Raw genomic sequence first — 19,855 nt, 5'->3', positions numbered from 1 at the left:
GTTGACATGCTCGCGCCCCATACTGGCCAGTAGGCGACGGGAAGGCTACCGGCCGGTAGCGACTTTCTGAGCGAAGACCGACACCGGAGAACGACGGAACCCCCCGGTCCCAGGAGGGACGGGGGGTTCCGGGAGCCGTGACGGTCAGCCGAGACCGGGGCCGCGCACCGGGATGTGCGTGAAGGTCGGCTCGGGCGCCGGGTTCTGGAAGAAGTCGTTGCCCTTGTCGTCGACGACGACGAAGGCCGGGAAGTCCTCGACCTCGATCTTCCAGACCGCCTCCATGCCGAGCTCCTCGTACTCGACGACCTCGACCTTCTTGATGCAGTCCTGCGCGAGACGCGCCGCCGGGCCGCCGATCGAGCCCAGGTAGAAGCCGCCGTGCGCCCCGCACGCGTCCGTGACCTGCTTGCTCCGGTTGCCCTTGGCCAGCATGACCTTCGAGCCGCCCGCCGCCTGGAACTGCTCCACGTACGAGTCCATGCGGCCGGCCGTCGTCGGACCGAAGGAGCCGGAGGCGTAACCCTCGGGGGTCTTCGCGGGGCCCGCGTAGTAGACCGGGTGGTCCTTCAGGTACTGCGGCATCTCCTCGCCCGCGTCCAGGCGCTCCTTGATCTTGGCGTGCGCGATGTCGCGCGCCACGACCAGCGGGCCGCTGAGGGACAGCCGGGTCTTGACCGGGTGCTTGGTCAGCTCGGCGAGGATCTCGTCCATCGGCTGGTTGAGGTCGATCTTCACGACGTCCGAGGACTCGTCGAGGTGGGAGTCCTCCGTCTCCGGCAGGAAGCGCGCCGGGTCGGTCTCCAGCTGCTCCAGGAAGACGCCCTCGGCGGTGATCTTCGCGACGGCCTGGCGGTCGGCCGAGCAGGAGACGGCGATCGCGACGGGCAGCGAGGCGCCGTGGCGGGGGAGGCGGACCACGCGGACGTCGTGGCAGAAGTACTTGCCGCCGAACTGCGCGCCGATGCCGATCTTCTGCGTCAGCTCGAAGACCTTCTCCTCCAGCTCCTTGTCCCGGAAGCCGTGGCCGGTCTCGGCCGAGCCCTCGGTGGGCAGCTCGTCCAGGTAGTGCGCGGAGGCGTACTTCGCGGTCTTGAGCGCGAACTCGGCGCTCGTGCCGCCGACGACGATCGCCAGGTGGTACGGCGGGCAGGCGGCCGTGCCGAGCGAGCGGATCTTCTCCTCCAGGAACTTCATCATGGAGGCCTCGTTCAGGACCGCCTTGGTCTCCTGGTAGAGGAAGGACTTGTTGGCCGAGCCGCCGCCCTTGGCCATGAAGAGGAACTTGTACGCGCCGCCGTCGGTCGCGTACAGCTCGATCTGCGCGGGCAGGTTCGAGCCGGTGTTCTTCTCCTCCCACATGGTGACCGGCGCCATCTGCGAGTAGCGCAGGTTCAGCTTGGTGTAGGCGTCGTAGACGCCCTTGGACAGGGCCTCCTCGTCACGGCCGGAGGTCAGCACGTTCTGTCCGCGCTTGCCCATGACGATCGCGGTGCCGGTGTCCTGGCACATGGGGAGCACGCCCGCGGCGGCGATGTTCGCGTTCTTCAGGAGGTCGAGCGCGACGAACTTGTCGTTGCTCGACGCCTCCGGGTCGTCGATGATCCGGCGCAGCTGGGCCAGGTGGGCCGGGCGCAGGAAGTGCTGGATGTCGTGGACGGCCTCGGCGGCCAGCTTGCGCAGCGCCTCGGGCTCGACCTTGAGGAACGTACGCCCGTCGGCCTCGAAGGTGGAGACACCTTCGGAGGTCACCAGGCGGTAGGGCGTGGTGTCCTCTCCCAGGGGGAGCAGATCGGAGTACGCAAACTCAGGCATGACGGCGGCCATTCCTCACTCGGCAGACAGCAGCGCCGCCTCCGTTGGCGGCGCTCCCTCCAGCGTAAGACGCGGGGGCGGCCCGGATCCTGTGAGGTAAGGCTCACTAGGGCCTGCGACCGCGCCGGAACGGCGTGGTCGGACCCCGGGTCGTCCCCTAGGGGACGCGGCCGGAGCGTTGGGGGGTGCGCCCGGGGTGTTCCCTCTGGTTGCGATCTATCGCGTGTCGCTAGGCTGGCTCCGTGGACCTCGAAAAGCAGCCCGAACCCGAGAAGCAGCCGCGGCCGCAGCGGCCGGTCGCCCCCGCCGAGCCCGCCCCCGCCCTCGCCGAGCCCGCTCTCGCCGGGCCCGCCTTCGCCGATCCGCAGGGCTCGCTGCGGGCCTCGGACGCGGACCGGGACCGGATCGCGGACATCCTCCGGGACGCCCTGGCCGAGGGGCGGCTCGACGCCGAGGAGCACTCGGACCGGATCGACGCGGTCTACCGGGCCAAGACCGTCGGCGAGTTGGAGCCGATCGTCCGCGACCTGCCGGGCGCCCGCTCCGCCCGGGAGGCCGAACCGGCCTTCGCCTACGGCCCCGAGGACCCCGAGGGCCCGGCGGACAACCTCGTCGCGATCTTCTCCAGCACCACCCGCAAGGGCCGCTGGCGGGTGAGCCGCCGGACGAACGCCTTCGCGCTCTTCGGGAACGTCGAGGTGGACCTGACCGAGGCGATCTTCGCCCAGCGGCTGACCACCATCAACGCCACCTCCATCTTCGGGAACGTCGAGATCCGGGTCCCGGAGAACATCAGCCTGCGCGGCAGCGGCAGCGGCGTCTTCGGGAACTTCGAGGTCGTGACCCTGGAAGGGGCCGACCCGCAGGCGCCGGTCGTCGTCGTCAACGGCTTCTCGATCTTCGGGAACGTCGAGGCCAAGCCCAAGCGCGGCAAGTGGATCACCGATCTCCAGGGCAGGCTCCGCAAGCACCACGGACACTGACGCCCGGGGGGGCGTCCGGCGGCGACCGGAAGGCGGCCGGAAGATGACCGGAATTCGCCCCCGGCTCTCCGCAGTGCGGAACGGCGGGGCACGCAGTGCATAGGCGCGCGCACAACGGGTAAGGCTGGTGCATCGCCGCTCTCTCGCGAAGCCGTCGTCAGGAGTAGACCGTGCTGCAACCGCCGCATCAGCCCCTCCAGGTCGCCGCCGTACCCCCTCAGCGCGCCCCTGCCCGGGAGGACGAGGCCGGTCCATGGCACGCGGAGGCGGTGTGCCGCCGGGACGAGGCCGGGCTGTTCTTCGCCCCGTCCAAGGAGCCGACCGCCGCGCGGCTCGCCCGCGAGGAGGCGGCCAAGCGGGTCTGCGCGCGCTGTCCCGTGATGGTCGAGTGCCGGGAGCACGCGCTGCTCCAGCCCGAGCCGTACGGGGTGTGGGGCGGGCTCACGGCGGCCGAGCGCCGCGTCGTCCTCGCCCGGCGCCGACGGCGTGAGGTGGAGCTGCGGAAGGCGGCCGCGACCGAGCGGATGCCCCAGGCCGGCTGACGGGATCGCGGAGACCCTCCCCCGGTCCGTACGAGAAGGGGCGCCCCCACCGCACATGGGGGCGCCCCTCTTCGTGCGGCCGGCCTCCGGCCGCCTCGCTACTTGGCCCGGTCGAAGTCGATCTGGCTGTACGCGCGCAGCTTCGAGAGCCGGTGCGTCGAGTCGATCTGGCGGATCGTGCCGGACTTCGAGCGCATGACCAGCGACTGCGTGGTCGCGGTCTCGGCGCGGTAGCGCACCCCGCGCAGCAGCTCGCCGTCGGTGATGCCGGTCGCGACGAAGAACACGTTGTCGCCGCCGACCAGGTCGTTCGTGGAGAGCACGCGGTCCAGGTCGTGGCCCGCGTCCAGGGCCTTCTGGCGCTCGGCGTCGTCCTTCGGCCACAGCTTGCCCTGGATCACGCCGCCGAGGCACTTGATGGCGCAGGCGGAGATGATGCCCTCGGGCGTGCCGCCGATGCCCATGAGCATGTCGACGCCGGTGCCCTCGCGGACGGCCATGATCGAGCCGGCGACGTCGCCGTCCGAGATGAACTTGATCCGGGCGCCCGTCTCGCGGATCTCCTTGACGATGCCCTCGTGACGCGGGCGGTCCAGGATGACGACCGTGATGTCCTCGGGGGAGGAGTTCTTGGCCTTCGCGACCCGGCGGATGTTGACCGAGACGGGGGCGTTGATGTCGACGAAGTCGGCGGCCTCCGGGCCGGTGACCAGCTTGTCCATGTAGAAGACCGCGGACGGGTCGAACATGGTGCCGCGGTCGGCGGCGGCCAGGACGGCGATCGCGTTCGGCATGCCCTTCGCGTTGAGCGTGGTGCCGTCGATCGGGTCGACCGCGATGTCGACCTCGGCGCCGGTGCCGTCGCCGACCCGCTCGCCGTTGAAGAGCATGGGGGCTTCGTCCTTCTCGCCCTCGCCGATGACGACGACGCCGTTCATCGAGACGGTGGAGATCAGGGTCCGCATGGCGTTGACCGCCGCCCCGTCCGCGCCGATCTTGTCGCCGCGGCCGACCCAGCGGCCGGCGGCCATGGCGGCGGCCTCGGTGACGCGGACCAGCTCCAGGGCGAGGTTGCGGTCGGGGGCCTCGGGAGAAACGACAAGCTCGGGCGGAAGGTGGTGGTGCTCGGTCATCGGAACGCACCTTTCTGTACGGCGACGGCCGGGAAAAAGAGGGTGCTGCGACTCTATCGGTACGTCGACAAAATGAGCAGAGGGGCCCACGTATGAGCAGGACGCCGTGATGCGACCATGGTGGGCGTGGCAGGTATGCGAGGCAGGCAGACGGTACGCGGGATGTTCCAGTCCCTCGGGGTGATCATGGTCGCCGCGGGCGTGATGTATCTCTTCATCCCGCACGACGAGAGCGCCGAACCGGTCAAGGCGAAGGACTACCGGGTCGAGCTCCTCACGGCCCAGCGGGCGGCGCCGTATCCGGTGCTGGCCCCCGAGGGCCTCGGCGAGGGATGGAAGGCGACGGTCGTCTCGTACAAGCGCGAGAAGGGCGACGCCTGGCAGCTCGGTTTCCTCTCCCCGGACACCCAGTACGTGGCGGTCAACCAGTCGACGACGGAGCCGAGGAAGTTCGTCCCCGAGGTGACCCGGAAGGCGAAGAACACCGGGAAGACCCAGACGGTGGCCGGGCGGGTCTGGCAGCGCTGGGAGGGCCCGAAGTACGACGCGCTGGTCCGCACGGAGGACGGCGCGACGACCGTGGTGACCGGCACGGCCTCCTTCGAGCGGCTGGCCGAGATGGCCGGCTCGCTCCGGGCGAAGAAGGCCTGAGGCGTACGGGACGGGCCCCGCACTCGTGGAGTGCGGGGCCCGTCCTCGTGCTGCCGTCAGGCTCAGACGGTGGTGACGACCTCGTCGTACGACAGGCGCGGGGAGCGCGGGAACCAGGCGTCCTCGCCCGGCTTGCCGATGTTGACGACCATCAGCGGGGTGTGGTCGTCGTCCAGGAACTCCTTCTGGAGGCCGGCGAAGTCCAGGCCGGTCATCGGGCCGGCGGCCAGGCCGGCGGCGCGGACGCCCACGATGAAGTACGCGGCCTGGAGGGCGGCGTTCAGCAGCGCGGAGCCCTCGCGGACCGGGCGCTCCGCGAAGAACATGTCCTTGGCCTGCGGGAAGTGCGGGAGCAGCGCCGGCAGGTCCTCGTGGAACTCGTTGTCGGCCGAGAGGATCGCGACCAGCGGGGCGGCGGCGGTCTTGGCCCGGTTGCCCTCGGCCATGTGCTCCACCAGGCGCTCGCGGGCCTCGGGGGAGCGGACCAGGGTGATGCGCAGCGGGGTCTGGTTGAAGGCGGTGGGACCGTACTTCACCAGGTCGTAGATCGCCTGGACCTGCTCGTCGGTCACCGGCTCGTCGGTGAACGTGTTGGCGGTGCGGGCCTCGCGGAAGAGGAGGTCCTGGGCGACGGCGTCGAGGGCGAGAGACATGCTGCGTACCTTCCGAACTGCACAGGGGGGTTCGCTCGTACAAGATTCAAGCGATGTCTCGACAGTACGCCCAAGGTTGGTGAAAATTCAACTAACTCATCCGGATAGTGATCCGGTTCACTCGGAGTCGTCAGGGCGGGCCTACTCGTCCCCGCCCTCCCCGTCCGCTCCGGTTCCCCCGTCCGCGCCGGCCGTGCGCTCCGCCGCCAGCGAGGCGTCGAGCCGGGCCCGCGCCCCCTCCAGACGGCGGCGGCACACCTTCGCCAGCTCCTCGCCCCGCTCCCAGAGCGCGAGGGACTCCTCCAGGGACGTCCCGCCCGCCTCCAGGCGCCGGACGACCTCGATCAGCTCGTCCCGCGCCTGCTCGTAACCGAGGGCCTCCTCTTCCACGCCCGCGTCCGTGCTCGTGCCCGCTGCCATGTGCCGCTCCATCCGCCGTGTCCGGTCGTTCTTGCTCGACTGCCCCGTCTCCCGCGCAGGGGATTCCGCTCAGGGGCTTCCGCTCGGGGTTTCCCGCGCGGGGTCTTCCGTTCGGGGTCCCCGCTCAGGCCGTTCGCCCGGGGCCGGTCGGGGCGGGCACGCGGCGCACCGTGAACTCGCCCTCGGCGACCCGGGCCCGCAGCTCCTCGCCCTCCGGGGCCTCCCCGGGGGAGCGGACCACCGTCCCGTCCGCCCGCTGGAGCACCGCGTACCCCCGCTCCATCGTCGCGGCGGGCGACAGCGCCCGGACCCGCGCCCGCGTGTGCGAGAGCTCCGAGTCGGCCCGGTCCAGCAGGTGCCCGAGGACCCGCCGGCTCCGGGCCAGGAGCGCCGCGACCTCGTCCTCGCGGACCTCCACCATGCGCTGCGGACGCTCCATGACGGGCCGCGCGAGCGCGTTCGCCAGACCCCGCTCCTCGCGCTCCAGGAGACCGCGCACGGTCCGCAGCGCCCGGTCCCGCAGCCCGCGCACCCGGTCCAGCTCCTCGCCGACGTCCGGGACGACCTTCTTGGCCGCGTCCGTCGGCGTCGAGGCGCGCAGGTCGGCCACCAGGTCGAGCAGCGGGGAGTCCGGCTCGTGCCCGATCGCGGACACCACCGGCGTACGGCAGTCGGCCACCGTCCGGACCAGCTGCTCGTCCGAGAACGGCAGCAGGTCCTCGACGCTGCCGCCGCCCCGGGCCACGATGATCACGTCCACGTCCTCGTGGGCGTCCAGCTCCCTGACCGCCCGGACGACCTGCGGGACCGCCTTCACGCCCTGCACCGCGACGTTCCGCACCTCGAAGCGGACGGCCGGCCAGCGACGGCGCGCGTTCTCCAGGACGTCCCGCTCGGCCGCCGAGGCGCGGCCGCAGACCAGGCCCACGAGGTGCGGCAGGAACGGCAGCGGCTTCTTCCGGTCGAGGGCGAACAGGCCCTCCGAGGCCAGGCTCCGCTTCAGCTGTTCGAGCCGGGCGAGCAGCTCGCCGATCCCGACCGGCTTGATCTCCACCGCCCGCAGCGACAGCTGCCCGCGCGGCGCGTACCACTCGGGCTTGGCGTGCACGACGACCCGGGCGCCCTCCGAGACGACGTCCGCGACCGCGTCGAAGACCTGGCGGTAGCAGGTGACGCCGATCGAGACGTCGTACGAGGGGTCCCGCAGCGTCAGGAAGACGACCCCGGCGCCGGGGCGCCGCGACAGCTGCGTGATCTGCCCCTCGACCCAGATCGCCCCGAGCCGGTCGATCCACCCCCCGATGAGCCGGGAGACCTCACCGACGGGAAGCGGTGCTTCGACGGACGTAGTCAGAGCCATGGACCGAGCGTAACCGCGCGGTACGACAACGTCAGGGGCGCACGGCGGACCGGCCCCGCCCGACGAGCTCCGAACGGCGCCACGCGCGCGGGGGCGCCCTTGCCGGTCCACGTGCGCGGGGACGTCCCCGTCGACCCCCGCGCGAGGGAACGTCCCCGTCGGTTCGCGCACCCATGGACGTTCCCGTCGTCGCTGAGCATGCGTGGACGTCCTCGTCGGCACTGCGCGCGCGTGGACGTCCCCATCGGCACCTACGCGCGCGTGGACGTCCTCGTCGCGCCCTGCACGGCGAGGACGACGAGTCCCACCCCCAGCCACACCACGCCCACCACCTGCGCGGCGACCGAGGCCTCGACGATCACCGCGATCAGGATCGCCGCGCCGACCACCGGAAGGACGACGTGCTTCAGCCAGTGCGGCGGCCCCTCGGCCCGCCGCACGGCGAACCAGCCCACCACGCTCGCGTGCAGCAGTACGAAGGCGGTCAGCGCGCCGACGTCGACCACCGAGACCAGGTGGTCGAGTCCGTCGTCCCGGCGCGCCGCCCACACCGCCGCGATCATCGTCACGGTCGCCGCCACCAGCAGTGCCACCCGGGGGACACCGCCGTCGGTGCGGGCCAGCAGATGCGGAAGGCGCCGGTCGCGGCCCATCGCGAACAGCAGCCTGCCGCCCGCCGCCTGCCCCGCGAGCGCCGCGAAGGCCGCGCCGATCGCCTTCGACACGGCCACCAGGTCGTGCAGCCAGCCGCCGACGGAGGCGTCCACGGCGTCGTAGAAGGCCGAGCCCTGCTTGGCCGGGTCGGCGGCGAGCTCGGCCGAGGAGACCGGTTCGAGGAGCGCCACCAGCCAGGTCTGGGCCACGAACAGGACGCCCGCCAGCGCCAGGCAGAACAGCACCGCCCGCGCCACCTTCCGCGAGCCTCCCGTGACCTCCTCCGCGAAGGAGGCGATCGCGTCGAAGCCCAGGTAGGACAGGACGGCGACCGACACGGCCCCCACCACCGCCGCGAGCGAGAACGCGCCGTCACCGGCGAGCGGCGACCACCCGTCGCGCAGCGCCCCGTCCCGTACGAGCACGACCGCCGCCGACACGACGAAGACCAGCAGGACGACGATCTCCATCGCGAGCACCGCGAAGCCGACCCGGGCCGCCGCCCGCACGCCCCACAGGTTCAGCAGCGTGGTGACCACCACGGCGATCCCGGTCCACACCCACCGGTCCACCTCCGGGACCAGCGCCTCCATCGCGATGCCCGCGAAGAGGTAGGCGACGGCCGGGATCAGCAGGTAGTCGAGCATCGCCATCCACCCGGCGATGAACCCCGGCCCCTCTCCGAGGCCCTTGCGCGCGTACGTGAAGACGGAGCCGGCCTGCGGCGCGACCCGCACCATCTGGGCGTAGCTGAACGCCGTGAACGCCATGGCGACGGTGGCCACGACGTACACCAGTGCGACGGCCCCGTGCGACTTCGCGTCGAGCGTCCCGAAGACGCCGACCGGTGCCATGGGGGCGATGAACAGCAGTCCGTACACGACAAGGTCGCGGAATCCGAGATTCCGTCGGAGTCCCTCGTGCCCCGCCGCCTGCGTCTCCTGAGCCATGGCGCCAGTTTCGGCCACGGCGCCGCTCCAACCGCTCACCGACGCGGCCTTACGATGGGACGCATGACTGCAACGCCCGCGCCGACGCCCGATTCCGCCTCCGCGACGAACCGCCCGAAGCGTGTCCTGCTCGCCGCTCCCCGTGGCTACTGCGCGGGCGTGGACCGTGCCGTGATCGCCGTCGAGAAGGCCCTGGAGCAGTACGGGGCGCCGATCTACGTCCGGCACGAGATCGTCCACAACAAGTACGTGGTCCAGACGCTGGAGCGGAAGGGCGCGATCTTCGTCGACCAGGCGACCGAGGTGCCGCCCGGCAACATCGTGATGTTCTCCGCGCACGGGGTCGCCCCCACGGTCCACGAGGAGGCCCGCACGGGCCGGCTCGCGACCATCGACGCCACCTGCCCGCTGGTCACCAAGGTCCACAAGGAAGCCGTCCGCTTCGCCAAGGAGGACTTCGACATCCTCCTCATCGGCCACGAGGGCCACGAGGAGGTCATCGGCACCTCCGGCGAGGCGCCCGACCACATCCAGCTGGTCGACGGCCCCGAGGACGTGGCCAAGGTCGAGGTCCGCGACCCCTCCCGGGTCGTCTGGCTCTCCCAGACCACGCTCTCGGTCGACGAGACGATGGAGACGGTCGACGCGCTGAAGGAGAAGTTCCCGCAGCTGATCTCCCCGCCGTCCGACGACATCTGCTATGCCACGCAGAACCGCCAGACCGCCATCAAGGAGCTCGCCGGCCAGGCCGAGCTGGTGATCGTCGTCGGCTCGAAGAACTCCTCCAACTCGATCCGCATGGTCGAGGTCGCCAAGCAGGCCGGCGTCCCCGCCGCGTACCTGGTCGACTTCGCCAGTGAGATCGACGAGGCCTGGCTGGAGGGCGTGACCAGCGTCGGCCTCTCCTCCGGCGCCTCCGTCCCGGACGTCCTGGTGCAGGAGGTCCTGGAGTGGCTCGCCGCGCGCGGCTACGCGGACGTGGAGATCGTCAAGACGGCGGACGAGTCCCTGACCTTCTCGCTGCCCAAGGAGCTCCGCAACAAGGACCTGCGGGCCGAGGCCGAGAAGCTCGCGGCGACCGCGCCCGCCGCGCCCGTCGAGGAGTAACGCGGCGCGCCTGCCCTTACGGTGGGGTCCATGAACGTCTTCGGAGTGGACATCGGCGGCTCGGGCATCAAGGGCGCCCCCGTGGATCTGACGCACGGAGCGCTCGCCGAGGAGCGCCACAAGGTACTGACCCCGCAGCCCGCCACACCCGACGGTGTGGCGGGCTGCGTCGCGGAGGTCGTGAAGCACTTCGGCTGGACGGGGCCGGTGGGGGTGACCTTCCCCGGCGTCGTGACGGGCTCCACCGTCCGTACGGCCGCCAACGTCGACAAGGCCTGGATCGGCGTCGACGCGGGCGCCCTGATCAGCGACCGCCTCGGCGGACTCCCGGTGACCGTCCTGAACGACGCGGACGCGGCCGGGGTCGCGGAGATGACCTTCGGCGCGGGCCGGGGCCGCAAGGGCACGGTGATCCTGCTGACCCTCGGCACGGGCATCGGCTCCGCCGTCTTCGTCGACGGCCGCCTCGTCCCCAACACCGAGCTGGGCCACCTGGAGCTCAAGGGCCACGACGCGGAGACCCGGGCCTCGACCAGGGCCAAGGAGGACGAGGACCTCACCTGGGAGCACTGGGCGACCCGGCGGGTGCGCAAGTACCTCGCCCACGTCGAGATGCTCTTCTCGCCCGAGCTGTTCATCATCGGCGGCGGCGTGAGCCGCAAGGCGGACAAGTTCCTGCCGCTGATCGAGGGCATCCGCGCGAAGATCGTCCCGGCGGAGCTGCAGAACGACGCGGGGATCGTGGGGGCGGGGATGGCGGCGGGGACGGCGGCGGGGCTGGTGTGAGGGAGCGGGCGGGGCGGGGATCCGGGATCCGACATCCGGTCTACGAACCCCGGATCCCGGATCCCGGATCCGGATTACGCCACGGGTCGCCGCCCCGCCGCGGCCGCCGCACGCTGATGGCGCCGCCCCATCTCCCGCACCTTGCGGACGCTCGCGATGAGACCGGCGACGAGGGTGCCGCCGTAGAGCCACCCGGCGTGCACGGCGAGGGCGGTCACGACGGCCATGGCCTGGCCGCCGAAGCCGCCCGTGCCGCCCGCGACGGGGACGACGCCGACGGCGAAGGCGATGGGGACGCCGATCGGGGCGGTGACCAGGTCGGCGGTCCTGACCCAGAGCGCGGTCAGGGCGCTGACCGGCAGGAACAGCAGCCCGTAGACGACGGGGGAGCCGTCCAGGAGCAGCTGGTCGAGGAGACCGAGGGCCAGCATGACGGCGGAGGCGAAGAGCCCGGCGCCGAGCCCGGTGAGGCGGGGCGAGGGGAGCCGGCGCAGGGCGAGGACGACCGGCGGCACGGGCCGGCGCCCGGCGGGCCGCCCGGACGCACGGGCCGCCTGGCCGTCGGCGGCCACGGCCCGCTCCACGCGGGCGCGGCCGGGCGCGCGGCCGGCTCTGCCGGTCACGCGGTAGACGGCCGCACCCTCCACGAGAGCGCCGGGCGGTACGACCGGCGGAGTGGCGGGGGTCTGCGGCCTTCGGCGGCCTTGCGGCTGACTTGTCCTGTGCTGCTCCACTCGACCAACGTAGGTCGGAAAGGGCCGGGAACGGGGTCCGGGACACGCCCTTTGGGTGACCTTGCCCCCGAGAACGACCGAAGGTCTCCGTCACTGGCCGGTTCGACCCGCCCGTAAACTGGGGGATCGGCCCACCATCCACACTTCAGGAAGTCGCCACCGTGTCGCTCACGATCGGAATCGTCGGTCTGCCGAATGTCGGCAAGTCGACCCTGTTCAACGCCCTGACCAAGAACGACGTGCTGGCGGCCAACTACCCGTTCGCCACGATCGAGCCCAACGTCGGCGTCGTCGGGGTCCCCGACCCCCGCCTGACCAAGCTGGCGGAGATCTTCAGCTCCCAGCGCGTCCTCCCGGCGACGGTCGACTTCGTCGACATCGCCGGCATCGTGCGCGGCGCGAGCGAGGGCGAGGGCCTGGGCAACAAGTTCCTCGCGAACATCCGCGAGTCGGACGCGATCTGCCAGGTCATCCGCGCCTTCAAGGACGAGAACGTCGTCCACGTCGACGGCAAGGTCTCGCCGAAGGACGACATCGAGACGATCAACACCGAGCTGATCCTCGCCGACCTCCAGACCATCGAGAAGGTCCTGCCGCGCCTCCAGAAGGAGTCCCGGATCAAGAAGGACGTGGCGCCCAAGGTCGCCGCCGTCGAGGCCGCCCAGGCGATCCTGGAGAAGGGCGACACCCTCTTCTCGCAGGGCATCGTCCAGGGCTCGGAGAAGGCGGAGCTGCTGCACGACCTCCACCTCCTCACCACGAAGCCGTTCCTGTACGTCTTCAACGTGGACGAGGACGAGCTCACGGACGACGCCTTCAAGGCCGAGCAGAGCGCCCTGGTCGCCCCGGCCGAGGCGATCTTCCTCAACGCCAAGCTGGAGGCGGACCTCGCCGAGCTCGACGAGGAGGACGCCATGGAGCTCCTCCAGTCCGTCGGCGCCGAGGAGCCCGGCCTCGCCACCCTCGCCCGCGTCGGCTTCGCCACCCTCGGCCTCCAGACCTACCTGACGGCCGGCCCGAAGGAGTCCCGAGCCTGGACGATCAAGCAGGGCGCGACGGCCCCCGAGGCGGCCGGTGTCATCCACACCGACTTCCAGAAGGGCTTCATCAAGGCCGAGGTCATCTCCTTCGACGACCTCGTCGAAACGGGCTCGGTCGCCGACGCCCGCGCCGCCGGCAAGGCCCGCATGGAGGGCAAGGAGTACGTCATGCAGGACGGCGACGTCGTGGAGTTCCGCTTCAACGTCTGACGTCCGGTCGCCGGCCGCGCCCGCTCCGCTTCTCCGCGGGCGGGCGCGGTCGTCCGTGCGGGCCCGGGGCGCGGTGGGCGGGCGCGGTCGTCAGGGGTTCGCGGGGGTGACCGGGGTGGTGTGAGCAAGGCCACCCGGTGGTGGCGGTGTGCCGAGCCGGCTCGGCACGGGCGGTCCCCACGTCCACGTATTCTCGATTTCTCGGAAAAACGGGGGAGAGGGATCGCGGAGGTATACAGGTGGAGTTCCGGCTGCTCGGCTCCGTCGCGTTGGTGACGGAGGACAGGGACGTAGCCTTGGGGCCCGCCAAGCGGTCCAGTCTGCTGGCCATGCTTCTGCTGCGGCCCAACAGTGCCGTGAACGTCGGTCAGTTGATCGACGCCCTGTGGGAGGAGGAGCCGCCCACGCACGCCAAGACCGTCCTCCAGGGGCACGTCTCGCGGCTGCGGGCGCTGCTCGCCGAGCACGGGGCCGAGGCGTACGGGGTCGAGCTCGCGACGCAGGGTTCGGCGTACGTGCTCCGGATGCCCGAGTCGCTCGTGGACGCCCACCGCTTCGAGGAGCTCGTCGGCCTCGCCGGTGTCCAGCGGCGGCCCGCCGACGCGGTGCGGATGCTGCGGGAGGCGCTGTCGTACTGGCAGGGGCCCGCGCTCACCGGCACCGTGCACAGCAGGCCCCTCGAAGCCGCCGCGGGCGGCCTGGAGGAGATGCGGCTCGCGTCGGTGGAGGCGCTGGCGGAGGCGTACGGGCAGCTCGGCGAGCACGGCAGGGCCGCCGCCGTCCTGCGCACCGAGGCCGTCGCCCACCCGCTGCGCGAGTCCCTGGCCGCCGCGCTGATGCTGGCGCTCGCCCGCTCCGGCCGCCAGTCGGACGCGATCGACTGGTACCACAGGACCCGGCGGCTGCTCGCCGAGGAGCTGGGCGTCGACCCCGGCGAGACCCTCAGCGAGGCGTACGCGACGCTGCTCCGCTCCGCCGAGCCCGTCTCCGTGCCCCGTCCCGCCGTCGAGGCCAAGGCCCCGGCGCCCGAGGGCCTGCCGCGGGCGCCGCGCGGCTTCACCGGCCGCGGGGCCGAGCTGGCCGCGCTCGACCGTGCCGTCCGCGCCGGCGAAGGACCCGTCTGTCTCGTCACCGGGCCCGCCGGCGTCGGCAAGACCGCCTTCGCCGTCCACTGGGCCTACGAGCGGCGCGCCGACTTCCCCGACGGGCGGCTCTTCGCCGACCTGCGCGGCTTCAGCGAGACACCGGCGCCCGAGACCGCCGCCGTCCTGCGGGAGTTCCTGCTCGCCCTCGGCGTCCCGCCGCAGCGGATCCCCGAGGCCGTCGACGCGCGCGGGGCGCTGTTCCGCTCCCTCACCGCCGGACGCCGGCTGCTCGTCGTGCTCGACAACGCCCGCTCCTCCGAACAGGTCCGGCCGCTGCTGCCCGGCGGCGACCACTGCGCGACCCTCGTCACCAGCCGCGACCGGCTCGGCGGCCTCGTCGCCTCCGACGCCGCCCGCCCGGTGCCGCTCGGACACCTCGAGGCGGCCGCCTCGGCCGCCCTGCTCACCACCGTGCTCGGCGAGGAGCGGGTCGCCTCCGAACCGGCCGCCGCCGCCCGGCTCGCCCGGCTCTGCGACGGTCTGCCGCTCGCCCTCCGGGTGACGGCGGCCCGCCTGGCCGAGCGGCCGCAGTGGACGCTCGACGCGATGGTCGGGGAACTCGCCGACGAACAGAGCCGGTTGATGCTGCTCGACGTGGAGGACCGCGGCGTCTCCGCCGCGCTGCGCCTCACCGTGCAGCAGATTCCGGAGTCCGCGGCCCGTATGTTCCGCGCGATCGGCCTGCACACCGGCTCCGACCTGGACCGGTTCGCGGCGGGCGCGCTCGCCGGGACGACGCCCGGGCAGGCCTCCGCCGACCTGGACCGGCTCGCCGCCGCGCACCTGCTCACCGAGGCCGTCCCCGGCCGCTGGACACCGCACGACCTAGTGCGCCTCTACGCGCGCCACCTCGCCCCGCAGGCCGACCAGGAGGGGTTGCTCCGGCTCCTCGACCACTACCTCTACACCGGCCTCGCGGCCGACGCCGCCGCCGAGCCCGGCTCGCAGCCCTGCTACGCGCTGCCCGCCGACGCCCGACGGCCCGCCGCGACCAGGGAGTTCGAGGACCGTACGGCGGCGCTCGACTGGTACGCGGCCGAGCGGGCCGCCCTGGAGGGCGCCGTCTCCGCCGCGGCCGCCCTCGGGATGCACGACCGGGCCTGGCGGCTCGCGCTCGTGCCGTGGCCGCTGATCCTCAGGAGCATCGGGGACGGCTGGACCCCGCTCCTGGAGGCCGGACTCGCCTCGGCCGAGGCGATCGGCGACCTCGACGCGCAGTCACGCGCGCGTGCCCTGCTCGGCTGGATCCTGCACGAGGAGGGCCGGGACGCCGAGGCGCTGGTCCACCTGGAGAAGGCGCCCGGGCTGGCCGCCCGGGCCGGCGACCCGATCAGCGAGGCCATCGGGTACGTCAATTACGCCGCCGTCCTGGACGCGACCGGCGAGCACGAGCGGGCCGGGCTGCTCATGCTGCACGCCGTCGACCTCGCCGACCGCACCGGCCACCCCTCCACCCAGGTGCTGACCCTCCAGCACCTGGCGGGCCACTGCCTGAAGGCGGAGGAGTACGAGGCGGCGCTCGCGCACACCCTTCGCGCCGGGGAACTGGTCGCGCCCGACGCGGTGGTCATCCGGGCCTCGCTGCAGATCACCCTGGGCGAGGCGCTGGCCGGCATCGGCCGCCTCGAAGAGGCCGCCGACCAGCTGGAACGTGCGATCGTCGCGGCCGACGCGGCCGGTTTCACCGAGGGTTCGGCGCGGGCGGCGGCACACCTTTCGCGGCTGACAGCGAATCGTTAGCGGTACGCAAGCGGGACGGCAGCGCCGACCGGGAAGCTGGATGCAGCACCGGGGAGAACCGTCCGGTGCCACGGGGTGCACGCACCGAGCGTGCGCCCCGACCGACCGCGTCAACGGGGGAGCACCACCATGCGCAACCACCGCAAGAACACCGTCCTGGCCGCCGCCGCCGTCGCCGCCCTCTCGCTGGGTCTGACCGCCTGTGGCGGCGGGGACGCAGCAGCGGGCGCCAAGGACGCGGGGAGCGCGAGCTCCTCGCAGGTCACCGCCGGTGCGGGCGACAACGGCACGGCGAGCGGCACGGCCGGCGGCGGCACGGCGGACCAGACCGCCGCGAAGAGCGGCTCGGGCTCCACGGGCGGCTCGGCCACCGGCGTTTCCACGGCCGGGTCCACCACCGGCGGCTCGAAGGCCGGCTCCACCGGCTCCACCGGTGGCTCGAAGGCGGGTTCCACCGGCTCCAGCACCGGGAAGTCCTCCGCCACGACCCCCGCCTGCGCCTACGGCGACATCAAGGTCACGGCGGCGAAGGCGGACGAGGTCCCGACCGAGCACATCACCCTCACCGCCACCAACACCTCCGGCCGCTCGTGCACCCTGCTCGAGTACCCGCTCATCGCCTTCGGTCCGATCCAGACCGCCAAGGACGTCCCGGCCGTCGCGAAGAGCAAGCCGGCCGCGCCGGTCGTCCTGAAGCCCGGTGCGCCCGCCTACGCGAACGTGCGGATCGCGCTCGGCGGCGTCGACGAGGACAACAAGGTCGTGAAGGAGTTCAACGTGAACCTCTTCGCCCCCCAGGGCCCGGCCGAGGGCAGCATCGTCGTCAAGGCCCCCGCCGGCGGCCTGGCGGTCGACGAGGCCGCCGCGAAGACGGGCTACTGGACGTACGAGCTCCGCAACGGCGCCGACGAGTTCTGATCCGCACCGGGGCGTCCGTGACTCAGGGCGCCAGACCGGTCTTCGCGCCCGCCCCGCACAGCGGCACCACCGTGAGCCCGGGGCGGGGCGGGGCCGCGCTCACCGCCGCCCAGCAGGCCACGCCGGTCGCCTCGACGAACAGGCCCCGGCGGGCCAGGTCCCGCTGCGCCGTACGGATCTGGTCCTCCGTCACCGTCAGGAACGTGCCGCCCGTCGCGCGGACCGCCCGCAGGATCTGGCGGGCGCGCGGCGGGGCCGGGATCGCGATGCCCTCGGCGAGGGTGGGACGGGCGACGGCCGGCCGTGCGAGGTCCTCCGCGCCCGCGTGGAAGGCCTCGGCCAGCGGGGACACGGCCGCCGCCTGGACGGCGACCAGGGCGGGCCGGGTGTCGACGAGGCCGTGGCGGTGCAGCTCGTCGAGGGCGAGGGCGGCGCCGAGGAGCAGGGTGCCGTTGCCGACGGGGACGACGATCGTGTCCGGGAGGCGCCCGCCGAGCTCCTCCCACAGTTCGTAGACGTACGTCTTGGTGCCGTGCAGGAAGTACGGGTTGTGGACGTGCGAGGCGTAGAAGACGCCCGGCTCGTCGGCGGCCTCGCGCGCCGCCCGGGCCGTCGCCTCGCGGTCGCCGGGCACCTCGACGACCCGGGCCCCGTGGGCCCGGACCTGCTCCAGCTTCTTGGGGGACGTGCCCCCGGGGACGTACACGACGCAGTCGAGCCCGGCCCGCGCGGCGTACGCCGCGATCGCCGTGCCCGCGTTGCCGCTGCTGTCGGCGAGGACCGTGCGGGGCTCCAGCCGGCGGGCGTGCGCGGCGAGCATCACGGCGCCCCGGTCCTTGAAGGACAGGGTCGGCATGAGGAAGTCGAGCTTGGCCGAAACCGAGTCGGTGAGGCGGACGAGCGGTGTGCGGCCCTCGCCGAGGCTCACCTCGGGCCCGTACGGGAGCGGAGGCAGCACCTCCGTGTAACGCCACAATGAATTCACACGTGAGGCGAGTGACGCAAGGGGGACCGGCGCACTCGTGAACGCGAGGTCCCAGGGGCCGCGGCACCGCGGGCAACACCAGGTGAGGGCGTCGGTGGGGGACTGGATCCGGCAACGGGGGCACTCGTAGGCGGTCATGAGGGGCAGCATGTCAGGCGCGTGGCCCGGGTGTTGCGGGTCCGTGAGCGCCCTTGTGGGTTTCCTGTGGATCGGTCAGCCTTTCGCTCGGCAGCCGGACGTTCGAGACGGCGCGGGCCCTCCGTGTCGTATTGACATGTCCATGGCATTGCCGTGTCGTGCTCCTGTCTTGCCCCCACGAGGAGGACCCCCCACATGTCAGAGATGCGCACACCGCGTCGCCGGACGGCCACCGCCGCGGCCGTCGCCGTCGCCGCCCTCGCCCTCGGCTCCCTCACCGCCCTCCCGGCGGCCGCCGCACCGACCGCCCCCGAAGGCGTCATCGAGAACGCCGGCGCCGAGGGCACCGTCCCGGGCAGCTACATCGTCACCCTCGACGAGTCCGCGCCGGCGGAGACCGCCCGGGGCCGGGCCGTCGCGGCCAAGTTCGGCGCGAGGATCAAGCGGACCTTCACCACGGCGGTCAACGGCTACTCCGTCGAGCTCTCCGAGGCGCAGGCGCGGAAGCTCGCGGCCGACCCGGCCGTGAAGTCCGTCGTCCAGAACCGCGTCTTCCACGTCGACGGCACCCAGCCCTCCCCGCCGTCCTGGGGCCTGGACCGGCTCGACCAGAAGGCCCTCCCGCTGAACCAGAGCTACACCTACCCGGACTCCGCCGGCCAGGGCGTCACGGCGTACGTCATCGACACCGGCGTCCGCATCACCCACACCGACTTCGGCGGCCGCGCCTCCTACGGCTACGACGCCATCGACAACGACAACACCGCCCAGGACGGCCACGGCCACGGCACCCACGTCGCCGGCACCGTCGCGGGCACGTCGTACGGCGTGGCCAAGAAGGCCAAGGTCGTCGGCGTCCGCGTGCTCGACGACTCCGGCTCCGGCACGACCGAGCAGGTCGTCGCGGGCATCGACTGGGTCACCCGGAACGCCGTCAAGCCGGCCGTCGCCAACATGAGCCTCGGCGGCGGCGTCGACTCCGTCCTCGACGACGCCGTCCGCAACTCGATCGCCTCCGGCATCACCTACGCGGTCGCCGCCGGCAACGAGACCGACAACGCCGCCAACCACTCGCCCGCGCGCGTGGCCGAGGCCGTCACCGTAGGCGCCACCACGTCGAGCGACGCCAAGGCGAGCTACTCCAACTACGGCAGCGGCCTCGACCTCTTCGCCCCGGGCTCCTCCATCACCTCGTCCTGGGGCACCGGCGACACCGCCACCAACACCATCTCCGGTACGTCGATGGCGACCCCGCACGTCGCCGGCGCCGCCGCCCTCTACCTGGCGGACCACCCGACGGCGACCCCGGCGCAGGTCTCCACGGCCCTGACGACCGCCGCCACCCCGAACGTCGTCACGAGCCCCGGCACCGGCTCCCCGAACAGGCTGTTGAACGTCGGCGGCACCACCACCCCGCCGCCCACCGGCTCGAAGTTCGAGAACACCGCGGACCACGCGATCAACGACAATGCGACCGTCGAGTCCCCGGTCACCGTCAGCGGCGTCACGGGCAACGCCCCCGCCGCCCTCCAGGTGCCCGTGAACATCATCCACACCTACATCGGTGACCTCCAGGTCCAGCTGATCGCCCCCGACGGCACGGCGTACACGCTGAAGGCCTTCGGCACCGGCGGCAGCGCGGACAACATCAACACCACGTACACCGTGAACGCCTCCTCGGAGGTCGCCAACGGCACGTGGAAGCTGCGGGTCACGGACAACGCGTCCTTCGACACCGGGAAGATCGACTCCTGGGCCCTGCAGTTCTGAGCCCGAGCCGAACAGGTGAGGGGCGGCCGTCTCACGGCGGCCGCCCCTTCCGGTCCTTCCGTTGCTTCCCGCCCGTCGGGCCCCACGTGGCCGTCCCTTCCGCCCCGCCGCGTACGATGCG

17 protein-coding genes are annotated in these 19,855 nt (G+C 72.5%); 9 read left to right on the top strand and 8 right to left on the bottom strand.

What is annotated here, in order from left to right; translation table 11 throughout:
- Nucleotides 1-144 precede the first annotated feature (144 nt).
- The gene (locus tag ACZ66Z_RS07515) at nucleotides 145-1,815 is read right to left on the bottom strand and encodes a fumarate hydratase (RefSeq protein WP_469933044.1); all 1,671 of its coding nucleotides are present in this window, start codon (nucleotides 1,813-1,815) and stop codon (nucleotides 145-147) included.
- A 242-nt stretch (nucleotides 1,816-2,057) separates the two neighbouring features.
- On the opposite strand from ACZ66Z_RS07515, the gene ACZ66Z_RS07510 reads away from it, so the two are divergent.
- A complete protein-coding gene (locus tag ACZ66Z_RS07510; RefSeq protein WP_469933043.1) occupies nucleotides 2,058-2,798 on the top strand; it encodes a DUF1707 SHOCT-like domain-containing protein in 741 nt (246 codons plus the stop codon).
- A gap of 170 nt (nucleotides 2,799-2,968) precedes the next feature.
- The gene (locus ACZ66Z_RS07505; protein WP_469933042.1) at nucleotides 2,969-3,340 is read left to right on the top strand and encodes a WhiB family transcriptional regulator; all 372 of its coding nucleotides are present in this window, start codon (nucleotides 2,969-2,971) and stop codon (nucleotides 3,338-3,340) included.
- Nucleotides 3,341-3,438: 98 nt separating this feature from the next.
- Here the strand turns inward: ACZ66Z_RS07505 and glpX are convergent, their stop codons facing one another.
- Complete coding sequence (glpX, locus tag ACZ66Z_RS07500) at nucleotides 3,439-4,473, bottom strand: class II fructose-bisphosphatase (RefSeq protein ID WP_469933041.1); 1,035 nt, start codon at nucleotides 4,471-4,473, stop codon at nucleotides 3,439-3,441.
- Nucleotides 4,474-4,590: 117 nt separating this feature from the next.
- On the opposite strand from glpX, the gene ACZ66Z_RS07495 reads away from it, so the two are divergent.
- A complete protein-coding gene (locus tag ACZ66Z_RS07495; RefSeq protein ID WP_469933040.1) occupies nucleotides 4,591-5,124 on the top strand; it encodes a DUF4245 domain-containing protein in 534 nt (177 codons plus the stop codon).
- Between the two features lie 62 nt (nucleotides 5,125-5,186).
- On the opposite strand, the gene ACZ66Z_RS07490 is transcribed toward ACZ66Z_RS07495, so the two are convergent.
- The 4 genes from ACZ66Z_RS07490 to ACZ66Z_RS07475 all read right to left on the bottom strand — a co-directional run bounded on the left by ACZ66Z_RS07490 (nucleotide 5,187) and on the right by ACZ66Z_RS07475 (nucleotide 9,161).
- On the bottom strand, nucleotides 5,187-5,777 hold the full coding sequence (locus ACZ66Z_RS07490; protein ID WP_469933039.1) for a malonic semialdehyde reductase: 591 nt from the start codon (nucleotides 5,775-5,777) through the stop codon (nucleotides 5,187-5,189).
- Between the two features lie 141 nt (nucleotides 5,778-5,918).
- Nucleotides 5,919-6,197, bottom strand: a complete 279-nt coding sequence (locus ACZ66Z_RS07485; protein WP_469933038.1) for an exodeoxyribonuclease VII small subunit — start codon at nucleotides 6,195-6,197, stop codon at nucleotides 5,919-5,921.
- A 124-nt stretch (nucleotides 6,198-6,321) separates the two neighbouring features.
- Entirely contained in the window at nucleotides 6,322-7,557 is a 1,236-nt protein-coding gene (gene xseA / locus ACZ66Z_RS07480; RefSeq protein ID WP_469933037.1) for an exodeoxyribonuclease VII large subunit, read from the bottom strand.
- Between the two features lie 251 nt (nucleotides 7,558-7,808).
- A complete protein-coding gene (locus ACZ66Z_RS07475; protein ID WP_469933036.1) occupies nucleotides 7,809-9,161 on the bottom strand; it encodes an APC family permease in 1,353 nt (450 codons plus the stop codon).
- Nucleotides 9,162-9,215: 54 nt separating this feature from the next.
- Between ACZ66Z_RS07475 and ACZ66Z_RS07470 the strand changes: the two genes are divergently transcribed.
- Together ACZ66Z_RS07470 and ppgK are read left to right on the top strand one after the other, a co-directional pair.
- Nucleotides 9,216-10,268 carry a 4-hydroxy-3-methylbut-2-enyl diphosphate reductase gene (locus ACZ66Z_RS07470; protein WP_469933035.1) on the top strand — a complete coding sequence of 351 codons (1,053 nt, stop codon included), beginning with the start codon at nucleotides 9,216-9,218 and terminating at the stop codon, nucleotides 10,266-10,268.
- A 30-nt stretch (nucleotides 10,269-10,298) separates the two neighbouring features.
- Nucleotides 10,299-11,054 carry a polyphosphate--glucose phosphotransferase gene (gene ppgK / locus ACZ66Z_RS07465; protein ID WP_469933034.1) on the top strand — a complete coding sequence of 252 codons (756 nt, stop codon included), beginning with the start codon at nucleotides 10,299-10,301 and terminating at the stop codon, nucleotides 11,052-11,054.
- Nucleotides 11,055-11,128: 74 nt separating this feature from the next.
- On the opposite strand, the gene ACZ66Z_RS07460 is transcribed toward ppgK, so the two are convergent.
- On the bottom strand, nucleotides 11,129-11,788 hold the full coding sequence (locus tag ACZ66Z_RS07460; RefSeq protein ID WP_469933033.1) for a DUF6542 domain-containing protein: 660 nt from the start codon (nucleotides 11,786-11,788) through the stop codon (nucleotides 11,129-11,131).
- Nucleotides 11,789-11,949: 161 nt separating this feature from the next.
- Between ACZ66Z_RS07460 and ychF the strand changes: the two genes are divergently transcribed.
- From ychF to ACZ66Z_RS07445, 3 genes are all read left to right on the top strand, one after another.
- Nucleotides 11,950-13,038 (top strand): redox-regulated ATPase YchF, encoded by a 1,089-nt coding sequence (ychF, locus tag ACZ66Z_RS07455; protein WP_469933032.1) that lies wholly within the window; start codon nucleotides 11,950-11,952, stop codon nucleotides 13,036-13,038.
- A 239-nt stretch (nucleotides 13,039-13,277) separates the two neighbouring features.
- On the top strand, nucleotides 13,278-15,923 hold the full coding sequence (locus ACZ66Z_RS07450; protein WP_469933031.1) for an AfsR/SARP family transcriptional regulator: 2,646 nt from the start codon (nucleotides 13,278-13,280) through the stop codon (nucleotides 15,921-15,923).
- Between the two features lie 129 nt (nucleotides 15,924-16,052).
- Nucleotides 16,053-16,841: a DUF4232 domain-containing protein gene (locus ACZ66Z_RS07445; RefSeq protein WP_469933030.1), complete on the top strand. Its 789-nt coding sequence runs from the start codon at nucleotides 16,053-16,055 to the stop codon at nucleotides 16,839-16,841.
- Between the two features lie 22 nt (nucleotides 16,842-16,863).
- On the opposite strand, the gene ACZ66Z_RS07440 is transcribed toward ACZ66Z_RS07445, so the two are convergent.
- Complete coding sequence (locus ACZ66Z_RS07440) at nucleotides 16,864-17,976, bottom strand: pyridoxal-phosphate dependent enzyme (protein WP_469933029.1); 1,113 nt, start codon at nucleotides 17,974-17,976, stop codon at nucleotides 16,864-16,866.
- Between the two features lie 183 nt (nucleotides 17,977-18,159).
- On the opposite strand from ACZ66Z_RS07440, the gene ACZ66Z_RS07435 reads away from it, so the two are divergent.
- On the top strand, nucleotides 18,160-19,734 hold the full coding sequence (locus ACZ66Z_RS07435) for a S8 family peptidase (protein ID WP_469933028.1): 1,575 nt from the start codon (nucleotides 18,160-18,162) through the stop codon (nucleotides 19,732-19,734).
- The last annotated feature ends 121 nt before the right edge of the window (nucleotides 19,735-19,855 follow it).

Source organism: Streptomyces sp. NPDC107498, from assembly GCF_055582805.1.
This window is presented reverse-complemented; position numbering and strand designations above follow the sequence as displayed.